Raw genomic sequence first — 22,714 nt, 5'->3', positions numbered from 1 at the left:
GGAGCCGACCCTGTCGGCGATGGGTGCTCGCCTCAGGGGTTCAAGCGATGCTGGAACGGCGCCGCCACAGGTAATAAACCGGGACGCCAATCGCGATGATCAACAGGCTCATGCCGGCATCACCCGGCGCGGCGATGGCCGTCGCCGCGATCACGCAAAGCACCGTCGTCGTAAAGATCAACGGCAGCCACGGATACCCAGGCACCAGGTATGGCGATGGTTCCGACTTCAATTTCTTGCGATACCAGAAGATCGTCGCGATGCCGAAGGCGTGCGACAACCACTCGCCCACCGTCGTGTAATTCAGGAGCGCGTTGAAGCTCCCGGAGAGAATCAGCACGATGGCCCAGGCACCGAGGGCGACAAGGGCGAACTGCGGCGCACCCGTCCGCGGTTCGATCCGCGCGATGGGGCGGAAGAACATGCCGTCCGCGCTCATTACCTGCAACACACGCGCACCGCCGGCAATGGCAATGCTGCAATAGCCGAAGGTGGAGCAGGCAATGCCGATGGCGATGATCGTGGCACCGGACTCGCCGAAGACACGGCGCATGAGGTCGGCGGCGGGCGCGGTACTGGCGGCCAGACCCGCATGGCCGAGGCCCGCCATGTAGGCGATGTTCACCAGCACGTAGCAGATGACGACGCTGACCATGCCGAGGCCGAGCGCGCGAGGCAGTGTTCGCTGTGGTTCCCGAACTTCGCCGGCCAGATCGTTCAGGTAATGGAAACCACCGTAAGCAAAGAGCGCAGGAAGGAGTGCCCCGACGATAGTGGTCGTTGGCACGTCGTGCGTGGGGTCCGCGGCGAACGCGAGGCCAAGATGGCCCTGCGCCAGGAACAAGCCGACCACGATGAGGAGCGCCACCGCGCCGAGCTTCAGCACGGTGAAGGTGTTTTGCACCCACGCGCCAGCGCGGATGCCGAAGAGGTTGACCGCGACGATGAAGCTGATTGCGCCGACCGCAAGCGGTTTCACCCATTCGTGCGGAAGACCCATCGCGCGGCAGGCATAGTCGGCGAAGGTCGTGGCGACGGCGGCGACGCTGCCGGGATAATTGATGAGCGCCATGGTCCAGCCGAACAGGAAGGCCGGCAGCTGGCCGAAGGCCTCGCGCAGATAGACGTAGGTACCGCCTGCCTGGGGACGCCTGGCACCAAGTTCCGCGTAACAGAGCACGCCAGCCAGCGTGAGCATGCCGCCGAGCGTCCACAGCACGATGACTTCGGTGCCGGAACTGGTGAGCTGCGCGACCGTGGCCGGCGTGCGGAAGATGCCCGCGCCGATGACACCGCCGATGACGATCATCGCGGCATCCCAGATGCCTAGGCGACGGAGGTAGTGGGCTGGCTGAGGGGCTGGCATCCGGCGACGATGCCATAACCGGAAGCCCGAGGCGATATGGCTACAGTCACCGGTGGCAGGTTGCCGCGAGCACCCATCGCCGACAGGGTCGGCTCCCACCGGGCCGTCGCCGCGCGGACCGAATGAGGGAAGGGGGCGTTCACGTGGGGCGTGGCAGATTTCGGTGATGCGAATCATCACTGCGATCATTTTTTCCACCCTCGCGATCGCGGCCGAAGGGCAAACCGTGGACCCCGTCCATCCGGGTAACGCCCTGCGGATCGCGGCCACCGATGCCACGTTCGACCCCACCGTGCGTAAGGCAGCGGATGGCGAGGAGCTGGTGGCGGTGACGTTCAAGCCCGCTGCCAGACCGTCGCTCTCGCTGGCGCCGAAGCAGGGCACCTGGTCGTGGCCCGTGAACGGCAGCATGCGCCTGCGGGTGCAGAACGGGATGCCGTGGCCGGTCACGCTCATCGTCGATGTCGCCTCGGGCGGAAAGCACCTCACGACGACGGTGGGGCTGCCACCGGGGCCGCCGATGACGTTGTCGCTTCCGTTGCAGGCGACGTCGCCGCGGGCCTTCGGCATGCAGGTTGGGCCGCCCATGCCGTTCCAGGACGGCGGCACGCTACGGCTCGTCGCCACCAACGCCGAAGGTGCCGTCGAGGCGAAGGCCGTGTCTTCCGTGACGCTGTCGATGCCGCAACCGGGGGCGGCGCAGACGATACTTATCGGCAAGCTCGACGCCGTGCCGGACGACGACCTGCGGCGTGCCTACACCGGCATCGTCGACCGTTACGGGCAATACACCCGGGGTACCTGGCCGGAGAAGATCGCCGATGACGCGGCGCTCAAGGCAAAGGCCAGCAGTGCGCCGGCCAAGCCGCAGGCCGGAACCCTCGATCCCTACGGCGGCCGCACCGACCTTCCCGCCATGCAAGCCACCGGCTGGTTCCATACGCAGAAGAAAGACGGCCGCTGGTGGCTGGTGACACCGGAAGGCCACGCATTCTTCTCGCTCGGCGTAAACGCCGTGAACCTCACCGACGGGCGCACTTACGTGCAGGGCAGGGAGTTCATGTTCGCCGACCCTGCCGCGGCGAACGGAACGTTCGGCGGCGTGGCCGACAGCCGCAGCGACCAGGGCTCGCAGCGGGACAACGCCATGAATCACGGCCGCTGGTGGGACGTGTACGCGAACAACGTCGCGCGATCGCTAACAGGCGGAAACGTCGACCGTGACATCGGCGCCGCATGGCGCAAGCGCACCATCGCCCGTTTGACGTCCTGGCGCTTCAACACCCTGGGCAACTGGAGCGACCCCGCCTTCGCGACACCCAAGGAACCCGCACCCCCTGTAGGAGCCGCTACAGCGGCGAGCCGACCCGCCTCGGCTCGCATGGCCTACACCGTCCCCATCCTGATAACCGGCGACTTCAACGACGTCAGCACCGGATTCGACTATTGGGGTCGCATGCCCGATCCCTTCGACCCACGCTTCATCGCGTCGACCGAAATCGCCGTGACGAAAGCCACGAAAGGCGTGCGCGACGACCCCTGGCTGCTCGGCTACTTCGCCGACAACGAACTTGCATGGGCTGGCAGGGGCCCGCAAGGCCGCTGGGCGTTGGCGACGGGGACGCTGCAACAGGGTCCGGATAGTCCCGCGAAACAAGCCTTCCTCGCCTACCTGAAGAAGACCCACGGCGACGCCGCGAGCTTCGCGAAAGCATGGGGCGTGCAGGCGACGGACTGGGCCCAAGTGGCCGCGCAGGGCTTCAAGGCACCGGACCCGAACGAAGCCCATCCCGCCATCGCCAGCGACTACATCGCCTTCCTGAAGCTGTACGCCGATCAGTACTTCCGCACCGTCGCCGAGACGCTGAAGAAAGCCGACCCGCACCACCTCTTCCTCGGCGGCCGTCTGGCCGTCCGAACGCCGGAAGTCGAAGAGGCCAGCGCGACGTACGCCGACGTCACCAGCATCAACACGTACACCGATCTTCCCGAGCACGGCTTCGACATCGCCGCCTTCAGGAAGCTGGACAAACCCGTGTTGATCACCGAGTTCCACTTCGGGTCGGCGGACCGGGGCCCGTTCGGCAGTGGCGTGGCCGCGGTGGCCAGCGAGGAAGAGCGCGGCAAGGCGTACGCACGCTTCGTCGACGCGGCGGCGTCGTCCGGGATCATCGTCGGCACGCACTGGTTCCAGTACGTGGATCAGCCGGTGACGGGGCGCATCCTCGATGGCGAGAACGCGCATATCGGGCTGGTCGGCATCACCGACATCCCGTTCGAGAGCTTTACCCGCGCAGTAACCGACACCAACGCGCGCGCGGGCGGCGGATCAGGCGGCGGGCACTAAGGGCACGCCGCGATGGCCGCCACTTTTCGTGTCGCGGCCCAGCGCGAAGGCGATAGGCTCGGCGATGCCGAAGAAGGTGCTGAGCGCCACGTTCTGGTTCACCGCGTAGCTCATGGAGAAGGCGATGCTGAAGTGCGTCGCCGCGAACTTGATCTGACGAGCCATGGCCGGTTCTCCCAATACGAATGAATCTCATTATGGGGGCGGCGGGCCACAAGTCCAACTGGTCCTGCGAATGGCGCCGATAGGGCGCTCCTATCGACGAATGGCCGTGCCGACGACCATCGCCACGACCATCACCAGCGCCACGGCCATGCACGCGCTGGTGGGTTTCACCCGGCGCGCGTCCACGCGCGGCACCATCCACCAGACCAGGCCGGCACCCAGCAGCATGTCGACCACCAGCGAGGCGCGCATCCAGGGCAGGGTGAAGATCGACTGGCCGGGCGCCTGCCCGTGCTGGGAGGCGATGACCAGGCCACCGGTCAACACGGCGGCGAGGGTCCAGACGAGGCTGGCCAGGTAGGCCCGGTTGAAGACCACCGGCGTCTTCTCCAGCCAGCGCAGGGCCAGCCACACGATCAGCGCGGGAACGACGGCGACGGCGCTGGAATAGATCACCCACCAGATGGCGGCGGAAAACAGGGTCAGGAGCGATTGGGTCACGGCGTGTCCGTCAGTACGACACGCCGAAGCGGCCGAGGGCCTTGCTCATCAGCCACGCGGGGCCGATCAGCAGGTATTGGAGGTCGGTGAAGAACGAGGGGCGGCGGCCTTCGATCTTGTGGCCGACGAACTGGCCGATCCACGCCACCACGAAGACGCCGATCGCGAGCTTCATCAGCCCGGTGGAACCGATGCTGCGATAGATCATGTCGGTGACGAAGGCCAATGCGACGAAGGCCCCTGCCATCGCCAGCCCGATCGTCCGCGACAGGCGGTAGTAGTAGAAGCAGAAGGCCAGGAACATCGCCAGCACGGCCCACAGGCCCGGCTTGCCCAGCCATTGCGGCACGGGGACCAGCCAGACGAAGGCGACCACCGTCCAGGTGATCGCTGGCACGCAGATCCAGTGGATCAGCTGGTTCGTTGGGTTCTGGTGGTCGCGGCTGTAGTTGCCGAACCAGGTGGCTGCGTCGCGCATGGCTGTCCCCTCCGTGCTGCCTCGATGCGGCAAGCTTAGTCCAGGCGGATGCCGGCGAGCTTGTCGAGCGCTTCGGCGTACTTCGCCGCGGTACCCGCGATCACCGTTTCCGGCACCTTCGGCGCGGGCGGCGCCTTGTTCCAGCCGATGTCCAGAAGGTAGTCGCGCACGAACTGCTTGTCGTAGCTGGGCGGGCTGATGCCCACGGCGTATTCGTCGGCCGGCCAGAAGCGCGAGGAGTCCGGGGTGAGCATCTCGTCCATGATGTGCAGCACGCCGTTTTCGTCGGTGCCGAACTCGAACTTGGTGTCCGCGACGATGATCCCGCGCTCGGCGGCGTAAGCCGCGGCGAAGGCGTAAATCTTCAGCGTGGCGTCCCGGACCGCGTTGGCGAGGTCGTCGCCCACCGCCGCGACGACGGCGTCGAAGCTCACGTTCTCGTCGTGGTCGCCGACGGCGGCCTTGGTCGACGGGGTGAAGATGGGCTCCGGCAGCTTCTCCGCCTGACGCAGGCCGGGCGGTAGCGTGATGCCGCAGAGCGCGCCGGTGGCCTGGTAGTCCTTCCAGCCGGAACCGATGAGGTAACCGCGGGCGATCGCTTCCACCGGCACGGGCTTCAGGCGCTTCGTGACCACGGCGCGCTTCGCGTAGAGCGCCGCGTCCACGCCTGGCGGCAGCACCGAGGCAACGTCCTCGCCGGTGAGGTGGTTCGGCATGATGTGCGCCGTCTTCGCGAACCAGAAGTTGGAAATCTGGGTCAGCATCTCGCCCTTGCCGGGGATGGGGTCAGGCAGTACCACGTCGAACGCCGAGAGCCGGTCGGTCGCCACCATCAGCAGACGGTTACCCGGGAGGGCATAGACGTCGCGGACCTTGCCGCGATGGACGAGCTCCAGCCCGGGCAGGTCGGATTGCGAAAGGGTGGTGGGCACGGCAAGGCTCCGGTGGGGGCGGTGAGCCTGCCATTGTACCGGTGCGCCTTCCGCTCGGTGGACGGTGGCTCGGTGGGAGCCGACCCTGTCGGCGACGGGTGCTCGCGGAAGAGGTCACTGCCGATCGGCCTGCTAGAATCCTGGGTTACCGCCCCCATAGCCTCGCCATGCGAATCCTTACGACCGCGGCATTAGCCCTGGCCCTCTCCGCCCCTGTCCTTGCCGACCCGCCCGCCAAGCCGGCGCGGCTTGGTCTTTGCGCGGCCTGCCATGGCGAAAACGGCAGCGCGAGGATTCCCGGCGCACCCAACCTGGCGGGGCAGAAGCTCGACTACCTGCGCGAAGCGTTGCGCCAATACCGCGACGGTCGCCGCGACATCCCCGTGATGCGCGCCGCGACCGGCCCCCTCACCGATGCGGAGCTCGACCAGCTGGCCGAGTGGTACTCCGCGCAGACCCCTTCCAGGGCCGCTCAATGAATTTCACTGCCACCCTCATCGGCGCCGTGCTCGGCATGTGGATCACCCACAACCTGCTCGGCGCCATCGTCGGCGGCGCGCTGGGCTTCATGTTCGATGCCAGCCGCCAACAGCAGCGCCGCCGCACGCCGGCGCAGGGCGGGTACATCGCGCCGCTGTTCGCCCTCATCGGTGCCGTCGCGAAAGCCGACGGCCGCGTGTCGGAGGCGGAGATCGCCATCGCCGAGCGCCTGATGGCGCGCATGGGCCTGGACCAGGACGACCGCCGCACGGCCATCGACGCGTTCAACCAGGGCAAGCAGCCCGAATTCGACGCCACCGCGGTGATCGACGAGCTGCGGCACTGGGTCGGCCACCGCCGCGACCACGCGTTCCCGGTGATCGACGTGGTGATCGAGACGGTGCTGGCCGAGGGCAATCCCTCGCCCGAGAAAATGGCCCTGTTGCGCCAGCTCGCCTTCGCCCTGCGCGTCAGCGACATGGAACTCATGGCGCTGATGGCGATGAAGGGCTACGCGTGGAACGCCGGTGCCGGCGGCCGTGCCCATGGCGGACGCGCGAACGGCGGCGGCTACGTGCCTCCGCAGCGGAATACGCAGGGTCCCGATCCCTACGCGATCCTCGGCATCCAGCGCGACGCGGATGACCGGGCGATCAAGCGCGCCTACCGCAAGCTGATATCCGAACACCACCCCGACCGCCTGGGCGACCTCCCCGAGGACATGCGCCGCCGCGCCGAATCGCGCGCAAGCGAGATCAACGCGGCCTATGAGCGGATCAAGGCGGAGAGGGGTTTCACATAACACACAGTAACCTTCCCATGCGGCAGGTCCCGTCGCCGCTATAGCGGCTCCTACAGAGAACGGTTATTCCCATGGCCAAGCAATCCCCCGTCATCGCCCCGTCCATCCTTTCGGCCGACTTCGCCCGCCTGGGCGAGGACACGCGCAAGGTCCTCGATGCCGGGGCGCAGTGGGTGCACTTCGACGTCATGGACAACCACTACGTGCCCAACCTCACCATCGGTCCGATGGTGCTGAAGGCGCTGCGCAACTACGGGATCGCGGAGCACATCGACGTGCACCTGATGGTCAAGCCGGTGGACCGCATCGTGCCGGACTTCGCCAAGGCCGGGGCGCGCAGCATCAGCTTCCATCCGGAAGCCACCGAGCACGTCGACCGCACCATCCAGCTCATCAAGGACGAGGGTTGCGAAGCCGGCCTGGTGTTCAATCCCGCCACGCCGCTGTCCTGGCTGGACTACGTGATGGACAAGATCGACATGGTGCTGATCATGTCGGTGAACCCAGGCTTCGGCGGGCAGAAGTTCATCCCCTCCGCCCTGGACAAGATCCGCCACGTGCGCGAGCGCATCGACGCCAGCGGCCGCGCCATCCGCCTGGAAGTGGACGGGGGCGTCACCCCGGACAATATCGGCCGGATCGCCGCCGCGGGCGCCGACACCTTCGTTGCCGGCTCGGCCATCTTCAACGCCCCGGACTATGCCGACGTGATCCGGCGCATGCACGCGGCCATCGAGGGCCCATGATGGTGCGTGAAATCAATTTCACGCACCAATAGCAAACTCAGTGGTACGGTAAAGGTGCTCGCCGGGAGTCGTAGGGCCGGCCGGGCATGGGGCGCCGTTCGCGGACCGTGACGACGACTCAGGGGAGGACTCCAGAACACGGTCCTGCTGCCACGTGTACCGGGGGGTACCGTCAGACAACAGTCGGAGTCGATCATGAAATCCCTGACATCGCTTGTTCTGTCCCTCGCGGCCCTCGCCGCCGCGCCCCTCGCCATTGCTGGCGAAAAACCCCAACCCCTGCCCGACCAGCAGAACGCCGTCTCGCGTTCGTTGATGCCTTGCCCCGGTGGCCTCGAACGCTTCCTGCCGGGCGATTACTACTTCTGTTCGGCCGCCCGCAGCTATTGGAGCGGCCATGACGGGCTCGCTCGCCAGAGCCTGCTCAATGCGGCGAGCTGGGGAAGCAAACCAGCGCAGTACGCACTCGGCGTCATGTACTTCAACGGCGACCATGCCCAGAAGAACCGCCCGCTGGGCCTGGCGTGGCTAGCCCTCGCTGCCGAGCGGCACGATCCGGCCTATGAGCCGGCCCTGGTGTCCGCGTACCAGCAGGTGACCCCGGAGGAACTGGCCCAGGCCAACGCGTACTGGAAGGACATGAAGGGTACGTACGCCGACGCCGTCGCGGCACCGCGCGCGGAACGGCGTTTCGACCGCGAGTACCAGCAGATCGCGTGGGCCGTGAATTTCGGCGGCAGCGTCTTCATCGACGGCGTGACGCTTCCGTACGGCTACGCGGGTATACCCGGTGGTGCGCCGCTGCAGAGCGGCTTCTCGTTGGGTCGCATGCTGCAGACCCAGAAGGCGATGTATTTCTACGGTTACAACAGCCACGTGTTCGTGGGTGACGCGGAACTCGTTCCGATCAATGAAGTAGCGTCGCGCACGTCGAACTGATGTCACGCACCCGCATCGCTCGCTTCGGCGGGCGATGCGGCTTACAAGGAGCGACATATGCGGTTTGCCAGGATCCTCGTTTTCGGCTTGTTCTGTGTCTCGACCGCCGTCGCCGCGCGCGATCAGGTGCCCTCAAATCCGCGAGAGGTGATCAAGAGCACGGTGCGCTCCTGCGCGACCGGTCTCGAACGCCTTCTCCCTGGCGACTACTACTTCTGCGCGGCAGTGCGCGACTACGGCCAGGGCCACGATGGACTTGCCGCGGAGCGCTTGCGGGATGCCGCCTACTGGGCGAGCAAACCCGCGCAATATGTCCTGGGGCTCATGTACATCAACGGGGAGCGCGGTCCGGTGAACCGTCCCCTCGGCATCGCCTGGCTGGCGCTCGCCGCGGAACGGCACGAGCCACGTTTCGAAAGCGCCTTCACCCAAGCCTATCTCGGTAGTTCGGCAGAGGAGCGCTCCCAGGCCGACGCGTACTGGCGAGACTTGCGCAACCAGTACGCCGACTCCGTCGCAGGGCGCCGTGCGCACCGGCGTTACCTCGCCGAGACACGCATGATCGATGCCGCGACCGCCGTGGGTGGCTCCGTCTTCATCGCCGGCTTGTCGCCGCCCAATGGCGATTCCGCCGGTCAGTTCGGAGCCGACGGGGATGCCAACCGCGTGGGTGGCGGGTCGAGTTTCAGCATGAACCGCTTGCTGGCGCGCGCCGGCGACGACTTCTTCCGCGGCATGGCCGGTACGGTCACCGTGGGCGAAGTGCAGACGGACCTCGTGCCGATCGGGCAGGTGGCGTCGCAGGTCGCGGCTCCGCGATAAGGTACGGAAAAAGCTCCCCCGTCCATGCGGATGGGGGAGTGAAGGAGGCTCCCGGGGGGGAGAGCTCAGGGGAAACGGTTAAACGGGTTGCCAGTTCGGGTCGGGTTCCACCGGCCCGGCGACCGGCGCGCTTCCCTGCGCGCCGGCCGCGCCAAGGCCTTCCATGGCCGGTTCCACGAAGTCGTCGAAGAGATCCATGGCGTTCTCCCGTCAGTGCATGCCGAACAGCAGGCCCAGGAGCAGCGCGCCCAGGGCGAGCGCCACGCGCAGCGGCTCGAAGTCGCGTTCCAGTTCGGTGTTGTCGGCGTCGGGTTTGGTCTTCATGGTTTCTCCTCCGGCGCCGGATGGCGCGCCGTCATGCACATTGGAATGCCGCACGCGGCGGACGGAGCGCCTTGTTCGAGGCAATCCGCGGATCGTTTATGGCAAAGGAAGGGCAAAGGCTTCGTGCACGGCCGGGGGTGTCGATCCAGGGCGTGCGGACGGCGTTAAGGAAGGCGAAACGCGGGCAATCGTTGCCCGGGTCTTGCGGCGGGGGCGGGCGCATAGCACGCTGCGCACGCCGATCCCTCTCATGGAATGCCCATGGCCCGCAGTATCGCCATCGTCGAAGACGAACCCCTCATCCGCGCCAACTACGTGGAGGCGCTGAATCGTTTCGGTTATGAAACGCGGGGCTATGGCTCTCGCGGCGACGCCTCCATGGCGTTCGCCATGCGCCTGCCGGAGCTGGTGATCATCGACATCGGCCTGGGCGACGAGCCCGAAGGCGGCTTCGACCTCTGCCGCGAACTGCGTGCCAAGTCGGCGACGCTGCCGATCATCTTCCTCACGGCGCGCGATTCCGATTTCGACGTGATCTCGGGCCTGCGCCTCGGCGCCGACGATTACTTGTCCAAGGACACCAGCCTGCACCAGCTCGCCGCGCGCATCGCGGCGCTGTTCCGCCGCATCGAGTCGCTGAAGACCCCTGCCGCGAGCGAGACGGTGATCGAGCACGGGCCGCTGAAGCTGGAATCCGAGCGCATGCGCGTGCAGTGGAACGGCATCGAGATCCCGCTTACCGTCACGGAATTCTGGATGGTGCACACGCTGGTGCGTTTTCCCGGCCACGTGAAGAATCGCGACCAGCTCATGCGCGAAGCCGAGCTGGTGGTGGACGACGCGACCATCACCTCGCACATCAAGCGCATCCGCAAGAAGTTCGTGGCGCTGGCGCCGGACTTCGATGCGATCGAAACGGTGCACGGGGTGGGCTACCGCTGGACGCCTTGAACAGCCTCGCCGCTATAGCGGCGAGAGCACGCCGCGACAGCCCATGACCCTCCGCCAGAAACTCCTCCTCGTCGCCCTTTGCACCCTGGCGCTTCCTGTCGCCGGGTGGCTTTACGTGCGACAGATGGAGACGCTGTTGCGCGAGGGCCAGGCGCAGGCACTGGTGGCTTCCGCGCGGGCGATGGCACGCAGCCTCGTCGTGGTCGACGCGCCGTTGCCGCCGGCGGGGCCTGCCTGGTACGTGCAGCGCACGCCGGTGCCGATCACGATCGACGGTTACGGCGACGACTGGGCGTCGCTCAGCCCGTGGGCGCAGTCCTTCGGCAACAACGCCAAGGTGATGCTCGCGGAAGACGACCACTGGCTGTACTTCAGCGTCGAAGTGCGCGCACCGCAGCGTCATCGCGCGGACGCGGGCGACCGGCTCGTGCTCAGCGCCGACCACCTTATCGTTTCCATCGCGAGCGGCGAGGATGCGCAGCGCTACGTGCTCGCCAGTGCCGCGCCCGGCCCCACCACGGCCATCGCGCTCGATGCGGAAGCCGGCGTGCTTCCCGATCGCATCAATGCACAGTGGCAGGAAGATGGCGGCGGTTTCCGCGCCGAGTTTCGCCTGCCTCGCGGGTTGCGGCTGGATCGCTTCGGGCTTGGCGTGCACATCGCCGCCGCGGGCGACAACGAACCGCTCAGCGCCGAGAACCGGCCGCTGATCGAGTTCTCCGCGTCGCTCTCGCAGGAACTGGCGCGCCTCGCGCCGGACGGCGTGCGCGTGCGGATGCTTTCGCCCGAGGCGTGGCTCGTCGCGCAGAGCGGGAGGCTTGACCTGCCGGACCTCCCGGCGTCGGAACGTCCGGGCTGGTTCGCGTCGCTGGTTTATCGATCGCTCCTGGCAACGCGGTTCGCCGCCGAAAGCGCCTGGGCGGAAGACGCGCCACGCATCGAGCTGCCGGAAGTGCGCGCGGCCCTCCAGGGCAAGCCGGCCACGGCGTGGCGCGCGGGCGAGTCGCGCGGGAGCGTGGTGCTCGCGGTGGCGATGCCGGTGCAGATGCGCGGCAAGTTGCATGGCGTGGTGTTGCTGGAACAGCCGAGTCGCGCGGTCCCGCTGCTGGCGAACCGTGCGCTGTTCGGCCTGTTGCTCACGAGCTTCGCCGTGCTGCTCGTCGCGGGCGGCGTGCTGTTGCTGTTCGCCACGCGACTCACGTTTCGCCTGCGCCGCCTGCGCAACGCCGCGGAGCGTGCGCAGGCCAACGACGGGAAACTCGACGGTCCGTTCCCGCTCACCGACGCCGCCGACGAACTCGGCGACCTCGCGCGCAGCTTCGAGCGCCTGTTCGACGTCATCGGTGGCTATACCGACTACCTGCGCACGCTGGCATCGAAGCTCTCGCACGAGCTCAACACGCCGCTGGCGATCGTCAAGTCGTCGCTGGACAACCTCGACCACGCGGGACTGCCTGCGGAAGCCGAGCCTTACCTTGCGCGCGCCCGGGACGGTGTCGCCAGGCTCGGCGCCCTCGTACGTGCCATGAGCGAGGCGAGTCGCATGGAGCGCGCCATCGCCTCCGCAGAGGCCGAGGACGTGAACCTCGCCGACATCGTGCGCGGCTGTGCGGAAGGTTACCGGGCGCTGGCAGGGGACCGTCGCCTCGACGCCGAGTTGCCGTCCACGCCGGTGTTCATGCACGTATCGCCGGAGCTCATCGCGCAGGCGCTGGACAAGTTGTTCGACAACGCGCTGTCGTTTACGCCGCCGGATGGATGGATGCGCATCGCGCTCCGGCCCACCGCCGAGGGCGCGGACATCGAGCTGGCCAACCAGGGGCCGCCGCTCCCGGCCGCGATGCAGGGCCGCTTGTTCGACTCGCTGGTCAGCCTCCGCGACAAGGCGACGCCCGGCGACGCGCCCCACCTGGGCCTCGGCCTCTACGTCGTGCGCCTCGTCGCCGAACGCCACCAGGGCAGCGCCAGCGCCCGCAACCTCGACGACGGCGTGGCCTTCACCCTGCACCTCAAGGGGCTGCCGCGCCAGCGGTTGGCCTGAGGCGGCCCCATCGACAGAACTTGCGAGATCGTCCCGGCCAACATCCCCTACAATCGACGATCACCCCAACATCCCCTCGCCCCATGATCACCCGCGAACAGTTCGACGCTTACGCCGCGCAGGGTCACACGCGCATCCCGCTGGTGCGCGAGGTCTTTTCGGACCTCGACACGCCGCTGTCCGTGTACCTCAAGCTGGCCGATGGCCCGTACACCTTCCTGTTCGAGTCGGTCGAGGGCGGGGCGACCTGGGGGCGCCATTCGATCATCGGCCTGCCGGCCCGCCGCGTGTACCGCCTGCGGGGGCACGAGCTGGAAGTGGAGGAGAGCGGCGAGGTCGTCGAACGGCGCCACCTCGACGACCCGCTCGCCGAGATCGAAACGCTGCGCAAGCAGTACGACGTGCCGAAGCTGCCCGGTCTTCCCGACTTCACCGGCGGGCTCGTCGGTTACTTCGGTTTCGAGACCATCGGCTACATCGAGCAGCGCCTCGCGCAGTGGGACAAGAAGGACGAGCTCGGCACGCCCGACGTACTGCTGATGCTGGCCGACGAAGTGGCCGTGTTCGACAACCTCAAGGGGCGGCTCTACCTCATCGTCCACGCCGATCCGTCGCGACCACAGGCGTACGCGGAGGCCTCGCGCCGCCTCGACACACTGGCCTTCCGCCTGCGCCAGGGCGGCGTGTCGTATCCGCAGTTGCTGCGGCCCGAGGCACTCGACGAATCGGACTTCAAGTCCTCGTTCACCCGCGAGGAATACGAGGCGATGGTCCGCAAGGCGCAGGAATACATCCGCGCCGGCGACATCTTCCAGGTCGTGCCGTCGCAGCGCCTCAGCATCGGTTTCAACGCGCGGCCGGTGGACGTGTACCGCGCGCTGCGCGCGACGAATCCCTCGCCGTACATGTTCTTCATCGACATCGGCCCCACGCAGATCGTCGGCTCCTCGCCAGAGATCCTCGTGCGCCTGAAGAACGGCCGCGTGGTACTGCGCCCGATCGCCGGCACGCGCCGGCGCGGCAAGGACGAGGCGGAAGACGTCGCGCTCGAAACCGAGTTGCTGGCCGATCCGAAGGAGCGTGCCGAGCACCTCATGCTGATCGACCTCGGCCGCAACGACGTGGGCCGCGTCAGCCAGACGGGCACGGTCGAACTCGCGGAATCGTTCGTCGTAGAGCGCTACTCGCACGTGATGCACATCGTGTCGCAGGTGGAAGGCGATATCCGCGGCGACCTGTCCTACATGGACGTGATCAAGGCCACGTTCCCCGCCGGCACGGTCAGTGGCGCGCCGAAGATCCGCGCGCTGGAGATCATCCAGGAGCTGGAGCCGTTCAAGCGCAACATCTACGCGGGCGCGATCGGCTGGCTCGGCTGGTGGGGCGACGCGGACACCGCGATCGCCATTCGCACGGCCGTCATCCAGGACGGCCGCCTCCACGTGCAGGCCGGCGGCGGCGTCGTTTACGACTCCGATCCCGCGGCCGAGTGGGAAGAAACCATGAACAAGGGTCGCGCACTGTTCCGTGCCGTGGCCCAGGCCGCGAAGGGCCTCTGAATGAACAGCCGTACGATCATCGCCGCGACGTCGTTCGCGGTACTCGCGGCCACCGCGCAGGCGCGCGAGCCGTGGAGTGACGACGTGGCGTCGCGCACGCAGGCGCTGGCGCTACTGCAATCGCTCAATGCCGATTTGCTCAGCCACCCGAGTGCCACGCTGACGCTGGAACGCTGGTGTGGCGGCCACGCGCTGGCGCCGGAGGCGAAGATCCTCGCTCGCCGCGTGAAGGGGCAGGACAAGCCGTTGCCGGAAGCGGAGCGCGCCACGCTGGGGATCGGTGCCGACGAGCCGGTGCGCTACCGTCGCGTGCAGCTCGCCTGCGGGACGCACGTTCTGTCCGAAGCGGATAACTGGTACGTCCCGTCGCGTCTCACACCGGAAATGAACCGGATCCTCGACAGCACGGACCAGCCGTTCGGCAAGGTCGTGCAGGCCCTGCATTTCCGCCGCCAGACCCTCAGCGCCGACCTGCTCTGGTCGCCCCTGCCGGTCGGCTGGGAAATGGACGCGCCGCTGCCGCCGCCGCACAAGGGGCCGCTGGCGATCCCGCACGAGGTGCTGCGCCACCGGGCGGTGCTTTATACCGGGGCGAACCGGCCTTTCAGCCTCGTTGTAGAGACTTACACCTCTGAAGTCCTCGCCTTCGGGCGGCGCTGATCGCCGTTAGCCCCGGCCAAGCCGCTTATCCCTTCCGGCCGACTTGGCACCGGGTGCCGGGAGCCGGAAGCTGGGGTCCGTCCCCATGACGGAGGAGGGACCATGTCCACGGTGCCTGCAAACGTACGAAAGTTGGCCCCGACCGGCGTTCCCGGAACGAACGCGCTCGGCTCGCTGTTGAGCATCAGCAACGCCCCGCGGCTCGGCCCGCAGCCGAACTCGCTGGATAACGCCGTGAGTTGCGCCACCCATTGGGTTCGCATGTCGGACGGTCGACGCGCGGACGCCATGTGGCTCGAAGCCGGCGCGATGATGCAGAAGATGGTTCCGCGCGCGGAATGGGTGCGCTACCTGCGCAAGATCCGCCTCGATCGCGGGCAGCTCGTCGGCCGCGAATGGTTCGAGGTGACGCGCGTGCGCGACCCTGTCGGCCTGCCCGCCGGCGATTACCTCAACGTGATCTTCGTCTCGCATTACACGCGGGCGGTGCTCTTCGAGACCGTTTCACTGGCGCCCGGCGGTCCGGGGAGCCTGAACTGGCTCCCCGTCGGCTATGTGATCCGCCCGGTGCAGCGAGAGATTACGTTTACGCAGTGAGGTCCTGCGCTCGCGGAGAACCGGGATGACTTACTTGAGCGCCTCGTCCAGCGCCTTATAGAAACGCTCGGGCGCCTCGATCATCGGCGAGTGCGCCAGGCCCTCCAACGGGATCAGCTTCGCGCCGGGAATGCGCGCAGCGGCTTCCTTGCCCAGCGCCGGATAATCGCCGAGCTTCGCTGCAACGTCGGGAGGTGCGCCTTCGGCGAGGGCCGTCGTGTCGCGTTGCCCGATGATCAGCACCGTCGGCACCTTGATGAGCGGGAACTCGTAGACCACCGGCTGCGTCATCACCATGTCGTAGGTGAGCGCGCCGGCCCATGCCGAGGTCTCCTTGCCGTCGCCTTCGTACTGGCCGGCTTGCATCAGCGCCCAGCGGTCGTAGTCGGGCTTCCACTTGCCGTCGTAGTAGTGCGCCAGCTGGTAGCGTTTGATGCCGGCGTACGAGGTCTTCAGTTCGCGCGCATACCACGCGTCGACGCTCTGCCAGGGCACGCCCTTGGCCTTCCAATCTTCCAGGCCGATAGGGTTCACCAGTACGAGCTTTTCCACACCCTGCGGATACATCAGCGCGTAGCGCGAACCCACCATGCCGCCCATCGAATGCGCGATGACGGTGACCTTGTCGACGCCGAGGCTCGCCAGAAGGTCGTGCGTGTTGGCGGCGAGCTGCTGGAAGCTGTACTGGAACGTGTGCGGCTTGGACGATTTGCAGAAGCCGATCTGGTCGGGAATCACCACGCGGTAGCCTTCGGCGCGCAGGTGTTCCGCCGTGGCCGCCCAGTAGGGACCGCAGAAATTCTTGCCGTGCAGCAGCACCGCCGTGCGGCCGTTGGCGTGCTCCGGCTTCAGGTCCATGTAGGCCATCTGCAGGGATTGGCCCTGGTTTTTCACGGGGAACAGGGTGACGGGGTAGGGGTACTCGAAGTGCTCGAGTCGGGCGCCGAGCGCTTCGACTTTCGGGGCATCGTCGGCGGATGCCGGCAGCGCGAAGGTCGACAGTGCGAGGACGAGAAGAAGCGCTGGGGTGAGGGGCTGGCGCATCACGAACTCCATGTAACGGGGGATGCGGCAAGGCTATCCGAGCCCACGTTAAACCGGGCGCAAGCAACTTGCTGCGCTGGCTACAGCACGGGAGGGCGGGGCTGAGGAAATCCGGGGTACGTGCCGATAGCCATGGAGGAGGCCGATGCCATACTTGGCCTTACGTGCACGCAGGGAGTAAACCATGACCGACTTCGACGCGCCGACCCGGCCTTACACGCGCCCGCCCATGACTCGCGGCGTCGATCCGCAGCGGATGAACTGGCTGTGGCAGTTGATTCTCCAGGCGACCGACCTGGATCCGACCGATGTTCGCGACGCGTTGAATGCGAGCGGCGTGGCTGTCACCGAGAAGCGCATGTCGAGTTGGCAGGTGACCGACAGTGACGAGAATTATTTTCCGCTGACGATTGCGGAGTTGGAGCGGAACCTGCGCTCGGTGGTGGCTTGGAAGGCGAAGCGGGAGCAGGGCACCGATGATCCTGGCGGTGACGCTGCGGACTGAGGGCCTCCATCGCCGACAGGGTCGGCTCCCACCGAGCAGGCTTCTGGCAGGCCCCACCTATGGATACTGTCGAGCAGGCTGCTACCGAACGGAGCAGGTCTTACCCGGATTTCAGGAATAGCGTTCCGACAGGAAGCGGAAGAAGGCGCGGAGGCCTTGGGCTTCGCCACCGCGGGGGTGCCCGGGGCGGTCGCCGTCGTTCCACGCGTAGGTGTCCATGTGCATCCAGTTCTGGTTGTCGGGGACGAAGCGTTCGAGGTACAGCGCGGCGGTGATCGCACCGGCATGGCGTGACGGGCCCGCGTTGGCGAAGTCCGCCACGTACGACTCCAGCATGCGGCGGTACGGGCGCCACAGCGGCAGGCGCCACAGGGGGTCGTGCACCAGTTCCGCGGAGCCGATGACGTGGTCGGCGAGCTGGTCACGGTTGGTGAACAGCGCCGGCAGCTCCGGGCCGAGCGCCACGCGGGCGGCACCGGTGAGGGTGGCGAAGTCCACGATCAGGTCGGGCACCTGCTCGACGGCCAGGGCGAGTGCATCACACAGCACAAGGCGACCTTCGGCATCGGTGTTATCCACCTCCACCGTGTGGCCCGCACGCGTCCGAATTACTTCGCCGGGACGCATGGCGTTGCCGGCGATGGCGTTCTCCACGGCCGGCACCAGCAGCGTCAGCCGCACCGGGAGTTTCGCCTTCATGACGAGGCCGGCCAGCGCGATCGCATGCGCCGCGCCGCCCATGTCCTTCTTCATCCAGCGCATGCCGTCGGCCGGCTTGATGTCGAGGCCGCCGGTGTCGAAGCACACGCCCTTGCCGACGATCACCAGTTTCGGGTTCGAGTTCTTGCCCCAGGTCAGTTCGATGAGGCGCGGCGGTCGATGGCTGGCGCGGCCCACGGCGTGGATGGTGGGGAAGTTGCCTTCCAGCAGCTCGTCGCCCACCCACTCACGCACCGTGGCCTTGTGCAGGTCGGCGTGGGCACGGATGGCTTGCGAGAGCTGCTCGGGACCCATGTCTTCCGTGGGCGTGTTCACCAAGTCGCGCACTTCGGTCGTGGCGTCGACGATCGGCTGCAGGGAACGAAGCAGGGCGGGGGTCACGACGAGCTGCGCCGGCTTGCGCTCGCGCGAGCGATAACGGTCGAAGCGGTACGCGCCCAGGGCCCAGCCGAGCACCGCGAGCTCGCGATCCTCGAAAACGCCTTCCGACGAGAGTTCGTAGATGCCTTCCGGCAGCCGGTACGGAAGGCCGCCCAGCGCAGCCGTCGGGTTGTGTCGATCGACGCCGACGAGCACGAGTGCGATCTCGCCCGACGAACCCGGCAATACCGCCAGTGCGCCCGGTTTCGGCCGGAACCCGGTGGAGGCCAGCCACTGGCGCTGCGCCGCATCCAGGCGCGCCTCGGTGGCAGCCATGCTGCCTGCATCGACGGTTTCGATGGGGACGGCGCGTTTTCCGGATTTGCGATCGATCAGCGGTGACATCAGGCCTCCCGTGCCTCGCGGTCGCAGGCGACCGCGTCAAAGGGTTCTTGCTATCGGTGAACCACCATTCTAGCTGCCCTCTGCGACTGACGCGTCAATCCAGTCGGCAAGGTGGGTCATGTCGGGGAATTCGTAGTCCGGCGCGGGGCCGTGCGACCAGCGCTCGCCCGTGCGGTTGAGCCACGCCGTCTTCATTCCGGCCTTGCGCGCGCCCACCACGTCGAGCAGCGGATCGTCGCCCACGTGGAGGATGTCGGCGGGCGCGAGGTCCAGGGCCTCGGCGGCGGCGAGGAAGATCTGCGGGTCCGGCTTCGCCACGCCCACGCCGCTGGCGTTGAGGCGCGTGTGGAAGAGGTGGTGGAGGCCGATCACTTCCAGGTCGGCATTGCCGTTGGAGATGCTGACCAGCGGCACGCGAGCGGCGATGCGCTCGAGCGCGGGCAGGGTGTCCGGGTAGAGCTCCACGGCGTTGCGCGCCGCGAAATAGATGCGCCACAGCTCGTCCACCGGCGCGTCGTCGATGCCGCAGGCGGCGAAGGCATGGCGGATGGTCAGGCGCCGTTGCGCGCTGAAGTCGTGCGAGAGGTGGGTGTTTTCCTGCGCGATCTTCTCGCGCAGCTCGCGCATGGCCTCGATGGGCCATGCGTCCGCTACATCGGGATGGTGTTGCCGGAGCCAGCGGTTCACGCAGTGCTCGGCCTCGATCAGGGCCGGGAGCACCGGCCAGAGGGTGTCGTCGAGATCGAGGGAGACTGCGCGAACCGTCACGGCTCAGCGCGCGCTGACTTTGAGCACCTGGCCGAGCCGGACGTTGTTGTCCTTCAGGCCATTCATGGCGCGCAGCTTGTTGACGTCGACCGCGTTCTTCTTCGCGATGGAGTAGAGCGTGTCGCCCGCCGCCACCTTGTAGGTACGCGTGGCGGCCGGCTTCTCGGCGGCCCTCGCCGGCTTGGCGGCCGGCTTGGCTTCCGCGACCTTCGGCGTGGCGATGGCGGTCGACTTCTCCGACGCATCGGCGGGCTTGCTGGCGGCCTTGGCGACGACCTTTCCACGCACGGTGACGGCATCGGCGCGCACCTTGGCGAAACGGCCGCCGATCTTCGCGTTATCCGACACGGTGAAGGCTTCCGAGCGCACGCCCGCGAAGCCCATGTGCGCCGTGGTGCTGACGCTGGCGACCACGCGCGCGAACTGCGACGGCTCGGCGGTGGTAGCGGCGACGGAGCCCTTGGTGGTCTTCGCGGCCTTGGCGCCCTTGCCGGCGACCTGGGCCTTGGCGAGCGCGGTTTCCTTCGCGGTGTCGACCGGCTTCGGCGCGGCGGCGACGGCGGTCGGCGTGGTCATCGGCTGGCCGACATTGGCACGCGTGCCCACCGTGGACGCGATGGCGGCGCGACGCGCGGCATCCTTCGAGGCCAGCGCGGCACCGTCGGCGTACGGCACGAGGCTGTGCGAACGGAGCAGCGAACTGCCCTGGCTGGAGGTGACGAAGGAAATGAAATCCTTCACCTCGGCCGCCTTCGGGCCGCTGTCGTTGGTGACCAGGTAGAGCTCGGTGTACAGCGGGTAGGCGCCGCTGCCGACCGTGGACATCGACGGCGCGACGCCATCGATGGAAAGGATCTTCACCTTCTTGTTCGCCGATGCACCGGCGAGCGTGCTGGCGCCCAGGCCCTGCTTGTCGAGGGTGACGCCCTCTTCGAGCTTCGCCACGTTGACGTACAGGCGCGGCGCGGCCACCGGCTGGTTGCCGCGTCCGAAGAGCAGGCGACGCATGCTGTATTCCACGCCGTCGGCCGGGCTGGCCACCGCGTAGAGATTGATCGGGGCATCGTTGCCGCCGAGTTCCTTCCAGTTGGTGATGTGCCCCATGTAGATCTCATGGAGCTGCTTCAGCGTGATGTTGCTGACCGGATTGGACGGGTAGGTGACCATCACCAGGGCGTCCCATGCCACCGGCGTGAAGGTGAGCGACTGCTCGGCGGCACCGACCGCGGGGCGGGCCGAACCGGCGAGGTCGGCGGTGCCCTTCACGACGGCGTCGATGCCGGACGCCGTATTGAACGGCTGCAGTTCGATCTTGCCCTTGCCGGCCTTTTCCCAGGCCTTGGCAACGTCGGTGACCACGCCGCGCGCGGTCGTGATGTCGCCGCGCCAGACGAGCTGCGGGCCGGCGGCGAGGACGGTGGCGGAGGCACTAAGGCCGATCAGCGTGGCGGTGAACAGTCGCGCGAAACGAAGAGACATGGACGGCTGGGACCTCGGGACGGGGCTAATAGGCAAGCAAGCCGCAATTGTGGGGCATCCCGCCGCCGCGCGCAGCATTGACATCATTCAGCATCCTGCCGTCGGGAAACGGAACGTAGGCTGTAGGGGCGGCGATGGGGGTCACAGCACCGCGTAATACACCGCGTCGTCTCGGACCACCGTGAGCAGCAGCTGCCGCCCGCCCAGCGAGCCGGTGGTCGGCAGGCTCTTCACTCCGGTGATTCGCCGCTGCGCGATCGCCACGACGATATCGCCATCCGCCAGCCCCGCGGACGCCGCCGCGGAACCGCGCTTCACCCCATTCAGCACCACGCCGTAAAGCCCCTGTGCCTTCTGCTCCGGCGACAGGTCGCTCAAGGTGACGCCCGCCAACCGCCGGTCCACCTTCGCGCCATCCAGCGTCGCCAGCTTCTCCGCGGCCACCGTCGCCTCGACATCCCGCGCCGCGCCGTCGCGCCGCACCGTGAGCTTCACCTTCGCCCCGAGCGGCAGCAGCCCCTCGGCATTGCGCAGGTCCTGCGCCGCGCGCACCGGCTTGCCGTTCACGGCAATCAGCACGTCGCCCGGCTGCAAGCCCGCGCCTTCCGCCGGGGAATCCTCGTTGATCCGTGTCACCACCGCGCCGTTGGTGTCCTTCAGTCCCAGCGCCTTCGCGATGCGCGGCGTGATGTCCTGCACCTCCACGCCGAGGTTGCCGCGGCGGACCTTGCCGTAGGCGAGCAGTTGCTTCATCACGCCCGTCGCGAGGTCGGTGGGTATGGCGAAGCCGATGCCCACGTTGCCGCCCGAGGGCGTGAAGATCATCGAGTTGATGCCCACCAGCTCGCCGCGCAGGTTCACCAGTGCGCCGCCGGAGTTGCCGGGGTTGATCGAGGCGTCGGTCTGGATGAAGTTCTGGATGCCCTTACCCAGGCCGGAACGACCGAGTGCCGACACCATGCCGGACGTCGCCGTCTGCCCCAGCCCGAACGGATCGCCCACGGCCACCACGAAGTCGCCCACGCGCAGCTGCGATGAATCGGCGATCGGCAGCGCCTGCAAACGCTCGGCCGGGATCTGCAGCACCGCCACATCGGTGTCCGGATCGCTGCCGATCAGCTTCGCCTTCAGGTCGCGGCCGTCCTGCAAGGTGACGGTGATATCGTCCGCGCCCCCGACGACATGGTTGTTGGTGAGCACGTAGCCCTTGGCCGCATCGATCACCACGCCCGAGCCCAGGCTCTGCTCCACGCGCTCGCGCGGCATGCCACCGCCGCCGAACAGCTGGCGGAACAGTGGGTCGTCGAAATACGGGTCGCGCACGCGGACGTGCGTCTTCGTCGAGATGTTCACCACCGCCGGCGTCACCTTCGCGAGCATCGGCGCCAGCGAAGGCATCGGCTGACCGTCGACGGCCGGGGGAAGGGACGCGAAGGCGGGCGATGCCAGGGCCATGGCGAGGGCAGCCCCGAGGCTGAGAACGGTGGTTTGCCGGTAACGCTTGGCAGGCATGGGAAAACTCCTTGGCTGGTGTGCTCCGGGCACATGGATCGGCGCTTCGACAACAACCCGCCGCGCGGGTTTCAGTCCTTGAGACGCACGTCGCGGATACTTTACATCGACCCCTTGCCGGTTTAAGGTTCACTTCGGCCGCAACCACAACATCTTGTGTTCCGTCGTTCGCTACTTACCAAGTGCTGGTGCTGCGGATAGTCAGGTTCAA

The 22,714-nt window shown here is 67.4% G+C and carries 22 protein-coding genes; 12 read left to right on the top strand and 10 right to left on the bottom strand.

The annotated features are described in order from the left end of the window. Window positions 1-40: 40 nt before the first annotated feature. A complete protein-coding gene (locus tag ACQKIE_RS17055) occupies window positions 41-1,366 on the bottom strand; it encodes an APC family permease (RefSeq protein WP_427461317.1) in 1,326 nt (441 codons plus the stop codon). A gap of 166 nt (window positions 1,367-1,532) precedes the next feature. On the opposite strand from ACQKIE_RS17055, the gene ACQKIE_RS17050 reads away from it, so the two are divergent. Next, a complete protein-coding gene (locus ACQKIE_RS17050) occupies window positions 1,533-3,713 on the top strand; it encodes a beta-agarase (protein ID WP_427461315.1) in 2,181 nt (726 codons plus the stop codon). On the opposite strand, the gene ACQKIE_RS17045 is transcribed toward ACQKIE_RS17050, so the two are convergent. The 4 genes from ACQKIE_RS17045 to ACQKIE_RS17030 form a co-directional block, all read right to left on the bottom strand. Further along, window positions 3,696-3,878 (bottom strand): hypothetical protein, encoded by a 183-nt coding sequence (locus ACQKIE_RS17045; protein ID WP_427461313.1) that lies wholly within the window; start codon window positions 3,876-3,878, stop codon window positions 3,696-3,698. The two genes, ACQKIE_RS17050 and ACQKIE_RS17045, sit on opposite strands and share 18 nt — an antisense overlap. A 90-nt stretch (window positions 3,879-3,968) precedes the next feature. Then, window positions 3,969-4,379 (bottom strand): hypothetical protein, encoded by a 411-nt coding sequence (locus tag ACQKIE_RS17040; protein WP_427461311.1) that lies wholly within the window; start codon window positions 4,377-4,379, stop codon window positions 3,969-3,971. 10 nt (window positions 4,380-4,389) lie between these two features. Further along, a complete protein-coding gene (locus ACQKIE_RS17035; protein WP_427461309.1) occupies window positions 4,390-4,857 on the bottom strand; it encodes a DUF962 domain-containing protein in 468 nt (155 codons plus the stop codon). A 35-nt stretch (window positions 4,858-4,892) separates the two neighbouring features. Further along, entirely contained in the window at window positions 4,893-5,789 is an 897-nt protein-coding gene (locus tag ACQKIE_RS17030) for a phosphoribosylaminoimidazolesuccinocarboxamide synthase (RefSeq protein WP_427461307.1), read from the bottom strand. Window positions 5,790-5,956: 167 nt separating this feature from the next. Between ACQKIE_RS17030 and ACQKIE_RS17025 the strand changes: the two genes are divergently transcribed. The 10 genes from ACQKIE_RS17025 (at window position 5,957) to ACQKIE_RS16980 (ending at window position 15,710) form a co-directional block, all read left to right on the top strand. Further along, window positions 5,957-6,268, top strand: coding sequence for a c-type cytochrome (locus ACQKIE_RS17025; RefSeq protein WP_427461305.1), 312 nt, complete (start codon window positions 5,957-5,959; stop codon window positions 6,266-6,268). Next, window positions 6,265-7,071 carry a co-chaperone DjlA gene (gene djlA / locus ACQKIE_RS17020; protein ID WP_427461303.1) on the top strand — a complete coding sequence of 269 codons (807 nt, stop codon included), beginning with the start codon at window positions 6,265-6,267 and terminating at the stop codon, window positions 7,069-7,071. The genes ACQKIE_RS17025 and djlA overlap by 4 nt, the downstream gene beginning before the upstream one ends. Before the next feature lie 71 nt (window positions 7,072-7,142). Continuing rightward, the gene (rpe, locus tag ACQKIE_RS17015) at window positions 7,143-7,817 is read left to right on the top strand and encodes a ribulose-phosphate 3-epimerase (protein WP_427461301.1); all 675 of its coding nucleotides are present in this window, start codon (window positions 7,143-7,145) and stop codon (window positions 7,815-7,817) included. 195 nt (window positions 7,818-8,012) lie between these two features. Beyond that, window positions 8,013-8,756: a hypothetical protein gene (locus ACQKIE_RS17010; protein ID WP_427461298.1), complete on the top strand. Its 744-nt coding sequence runs from the start codon at window positions 8,013-8,015 to the stop codon at window positions 8,754-8,756. A 57-nt stretch (window positions 8,757-8,813) separates the two neighbouring features. Continuing rightward, the gene (locus ACQKIE_RS17005; protein WP_427461296.1) at window positions 8,814-9,578 is read left to right on the top strand and encodes a hypothetical protein; all 765 of its coding nucleotides are present in this window, start codon (window positions 8,814-8,816) and stop codon (window positions 9,576-9,578) included. Window positions 9,579-10,163: 585 nt separating this feature from the next. Continuing rightward, window positions 10,164-10,853: a proteobacterial dedicated sortase system response regulator gene (gene pdsR, locus ACQKIE_RS17000; RefSeq protein WP_427461294.1), complete on the top strand. Its 690-nt coding sequence runs from the start codon at window positions 10,164-10,166 to the stop codon at window positions 10,851-10,853. 43 nt (window positions 10,854-10,896) lie between these two features. Continuing rightward, window positions 10,897-12,894: an ATP-binding protein gene (locus tag ACQKIE_RS16995; protein ID WP_427461292.1), complete on the top strand. Its 1,998-nt coding sequence runs from the start codon at window positions 10,897-10,899 to the stop codon at window positions 12,892-12,894. 83 nt (window positions 12,895-12,977) lie between these two features. After that, window positions 12,978-14,453 (top strand): anthranilate synthase component I, encoded by a 1,476-nt coding sequence (trpE, locus tag ACQKIE_RS16990; RefSeq protein WP_427461290.1) that lies wholly within the window; start codon window positions 12,978-12,980, stop codon window positions 14,451-14,453. Further along, window positions 14,454-15,113 carry a hypothetical protein gene (locus ACQKIE_RS16985; protein ID WP_427461288.1) on the top strand — a complete coding sequence of 220 codons (660 nt, stop codon included), beginning with the start codon at window positions 14,454-14,456 and terminating at the stop codon, window positions 15,111-15,113. It begins immediately after the preceding gene. Window positions 15,114-15,215: 102 nt separating this feature from the next. Further along, window positions 15,216-15,710, top strand: coding sequence for a DUF4019 domain-containing protein (locus ACQKIE_RS16980; RefSeq protein WP_427461286.1), 495 nt, complete (start codon window positions 15,216-15,218; stop codon window positions 15,708-15,710). A 30-nt stretch (window positions 15,711-15,740) separates the two neighbouring features. Here the strand turns inward: ACQKIE_RS16980 and ACQKIE_RS16975 are convergent, their stop codons facing one another. Further along, window positions 15,741-16,754 carry an alpha/beta fold hydrolase gene (locus ACQKIE_RS16975; RefSeq protein WP_427461284.1) on the bottom strand — a complete coding sequence of 338 codons (1,014 nt, stop codon included), beginning with the start codon at window positions 16,752-16,754 and terminating at the stop codon, window positions 15,741-15,743. 184 nt (window positions 16,755-16,938) lie between these two features. On the opposite strand from ACQKIE_RS16975, the gene ACQKIE_RS16970 reads away from it, so the two are divergent. After that, window positions 16,939-17,259: a hypothetical protein gene (locus ACQKIE_RS16970; protein ID WP_427461282.1), complete on the top strand. Its 321-nt coding sequence runs from the start codon at window positions 16,939-16,941 to the stop codon at window positions 17,257-17,259. Window positions 17,260-17,370: 111 nt separating this feature from the next. Here ACQKIE_RS16970 and ACQKIE_RS16965 read toward each other — a convergent pair whose 3' ends face one another. From ACQKIE_RS16965 to ACQKIE_RS16950, 4 genes are all read right to left on the bottom strand, one after another. After that, window positions 17,371-18,744 (bottom strand): leucyl aminopeptidase family protein, encoded by a 1,374-nt coding sequence (locus tag ACQKIE_RS16965; protein WP_427461280.1) that lies wholly within the window; start codon window positions 18,742-18,744, stop codon window positions 17,371-17,373. Between the two features lie 69 nt (window positions 18,745-18,813). Next, entirely contained in the window at window positions 18,814-19,512 is a 699-nt protein-coding gene (locus ACQKIE_RS16960; protein ID WP_427461278.1) for an HAD family hydrolase, read from the bottom strand. 3 nt (window positions 19,513-19,515) lie between these two features. Continuing rightward, complete coding sequence (locus ACQKIE_RS16955; protein ID WP_427461276.1) at window positions 19,516-20,991, bottom strand: substrate-binding domain-containing protein; 1,476 nt, start codon at window positions 20,989-20,991, stop codon at window positions 19,516-19,518. Window positions 20,992-21,132: 141 nt separating this feature from the next. Further along, window positions 21,133-22,503 (bottom strand): Do family serine endopeptidase, encoded by a 1,371-nt coding sequence (locus ACQKIE_RS16950; protein WP_427461274.1) that lies wholly within the window; start codon window positions 22,501-22,503, stop codon window positions 21,133-21,135. Window positions 22,504-22,714: the final 211 nt, after the last annotated feature.

Source organism: Luteibacter sp. NPDC031894 (assembly GCF_050273135.1).
Classification (GTDB): domain Bacteria; phylum Pseudomonadota; class Gammaproteobacteria; order Xanthomonadales; family Rhodanobacteraceae; genus Luteibacter.
The sequence above is the reverse complement of the archived record's forward strand: the minus strand, read 5'-3'. Positions and strand labels throughout refer to the sequence as shown.

Coding starts and splice junctions, on each gene's coding strand:
- ACQKIE_RS16995 (WP_427461292.1), top strand. CDS start 10,897: ATGACCCTCCGCCAGAAACTCCTCCTCGTCGCCCTTTGCACCCTGGCG.
- ACQKIE_RS17005 (WP_427461296.1), top strand. CDS start 8,814: ATGCGGTTTGCCAGGATCCTCGTTTTCGGCTTGTTCTGTGTCTCGACC.
- ACQKIE_RS17055 (WP_427461317.1), bottom strand. CDS start 1,366: ATGCCAGCCCCTCAGCCAGCCCACTACCTCCGTCGCCTAGGCATCTGG.
- djlA (WP_427461303.1), top strand. CDS start 6,265: ATGAATTTCACTGCCACCCTCATCGGCGCCGTGCTCGGCATGTGGATC.
- trpE (WP_427461290.1), top strand. CDS start 12,978: ATGATCACCCGCGAACAGTTCGACGCTTACGCCGCGCAGGGTCACACG.
- ACQKIE_RS16970 (WP_427461282.1), top strand. CDS start 16,939: ATGACCGACTTCGACGCGCCGACCCGGCCTTACACGCGCCCGCCCATG.
- ACQKIE_RS16965 (WP_427461280.1), bottom strand. CDS start 18,744: ATGTCACCGCTGATCGATCGCAAATCCGGAAAACGCGCCGTCCCCATC.
- ACQKIE_RS16950 (WP_427461274.1), bottom strand. CDS start 22,503: ATGCCTGCCAAGCGTTACCGGCAAACCACCGTTCTCAGCCTCGGGGCT.
- ACQKIE_RS17035 (WP_427461309.1), bottom strand. CDS start 4,857: ATGCGCGACGCAGCCACCTGGTTCGGCAACTACAGCCGCGACCACCAG.
- ACQKIE_RS16955 (WP_427461276.1), bottom strand. CDS start 20,991: ATGTCTCTTCGTTTCGCGCGACTGTTCACCGCCACGCTGATCGGCCTT.
- ACQKIE_RS16985 (WP_427461288.1), top strand. CDS start 14,454: ATGAACAGCCGTACGATCATCGCCGCGACGTCGTTCGCGGTACTCGCG.
- ACQKIE_RS17050 (WP_427461315.1), top strand. CDS start 1,533: ATGCGAATCATCACTGCGATCATTTTTTCCACCCTCGCGATCGCGGCC.
- ACQKIE_RS17025 (WP_427461305.1), top strand. CDS start 5,957: ATGCGAATCCTTACGACCGCGGCATTAGCCCTGGCCCTCTCCGCCCCT.
- ACQKIE_RS16975 (WP_427461284.1), bottom strand. CDS start 16,754: ATGCGCCAGCCCCTCACCCCAGCGCTTCTTCTCGTCCTCGCACTGTCG.
- pdsR (WP_427461294.1), top strand. CDS start 10,164: ATGGCCCGCAGTATCGCCATCGTCGAAGACGAACCCCTCATCCGCGCC.
- ACQKIE_RS17010 (WP_427461298.1), top strand. CDS start 8,013: ATGAAATCCCTGACATCGCTTGTTCTGTCCCTCGCGGCCCTCGCCGCC.
- rpe (WP_427461301.1), top strand. CDS start 7,143: ATGGCCAAGCAATCCCCCGTCATCGCCCCGTCCATCCTTTCGGCCGAC.
- ACQKIE_RS17045 (WP_427461313.1), bottom strand. CDS start 3,878: ATGGCTCGTCAGATCAAGTTCGCGGCGACGCACTTCAGCATCGCCTTC.
- ACQKIE_RS16980 (WP_427461286.1), top strand. CDS start 15,216: ATGTCCACGGTGCCTGCAAACGTACGAAAGTTGGCCCCGACCGGCGTT.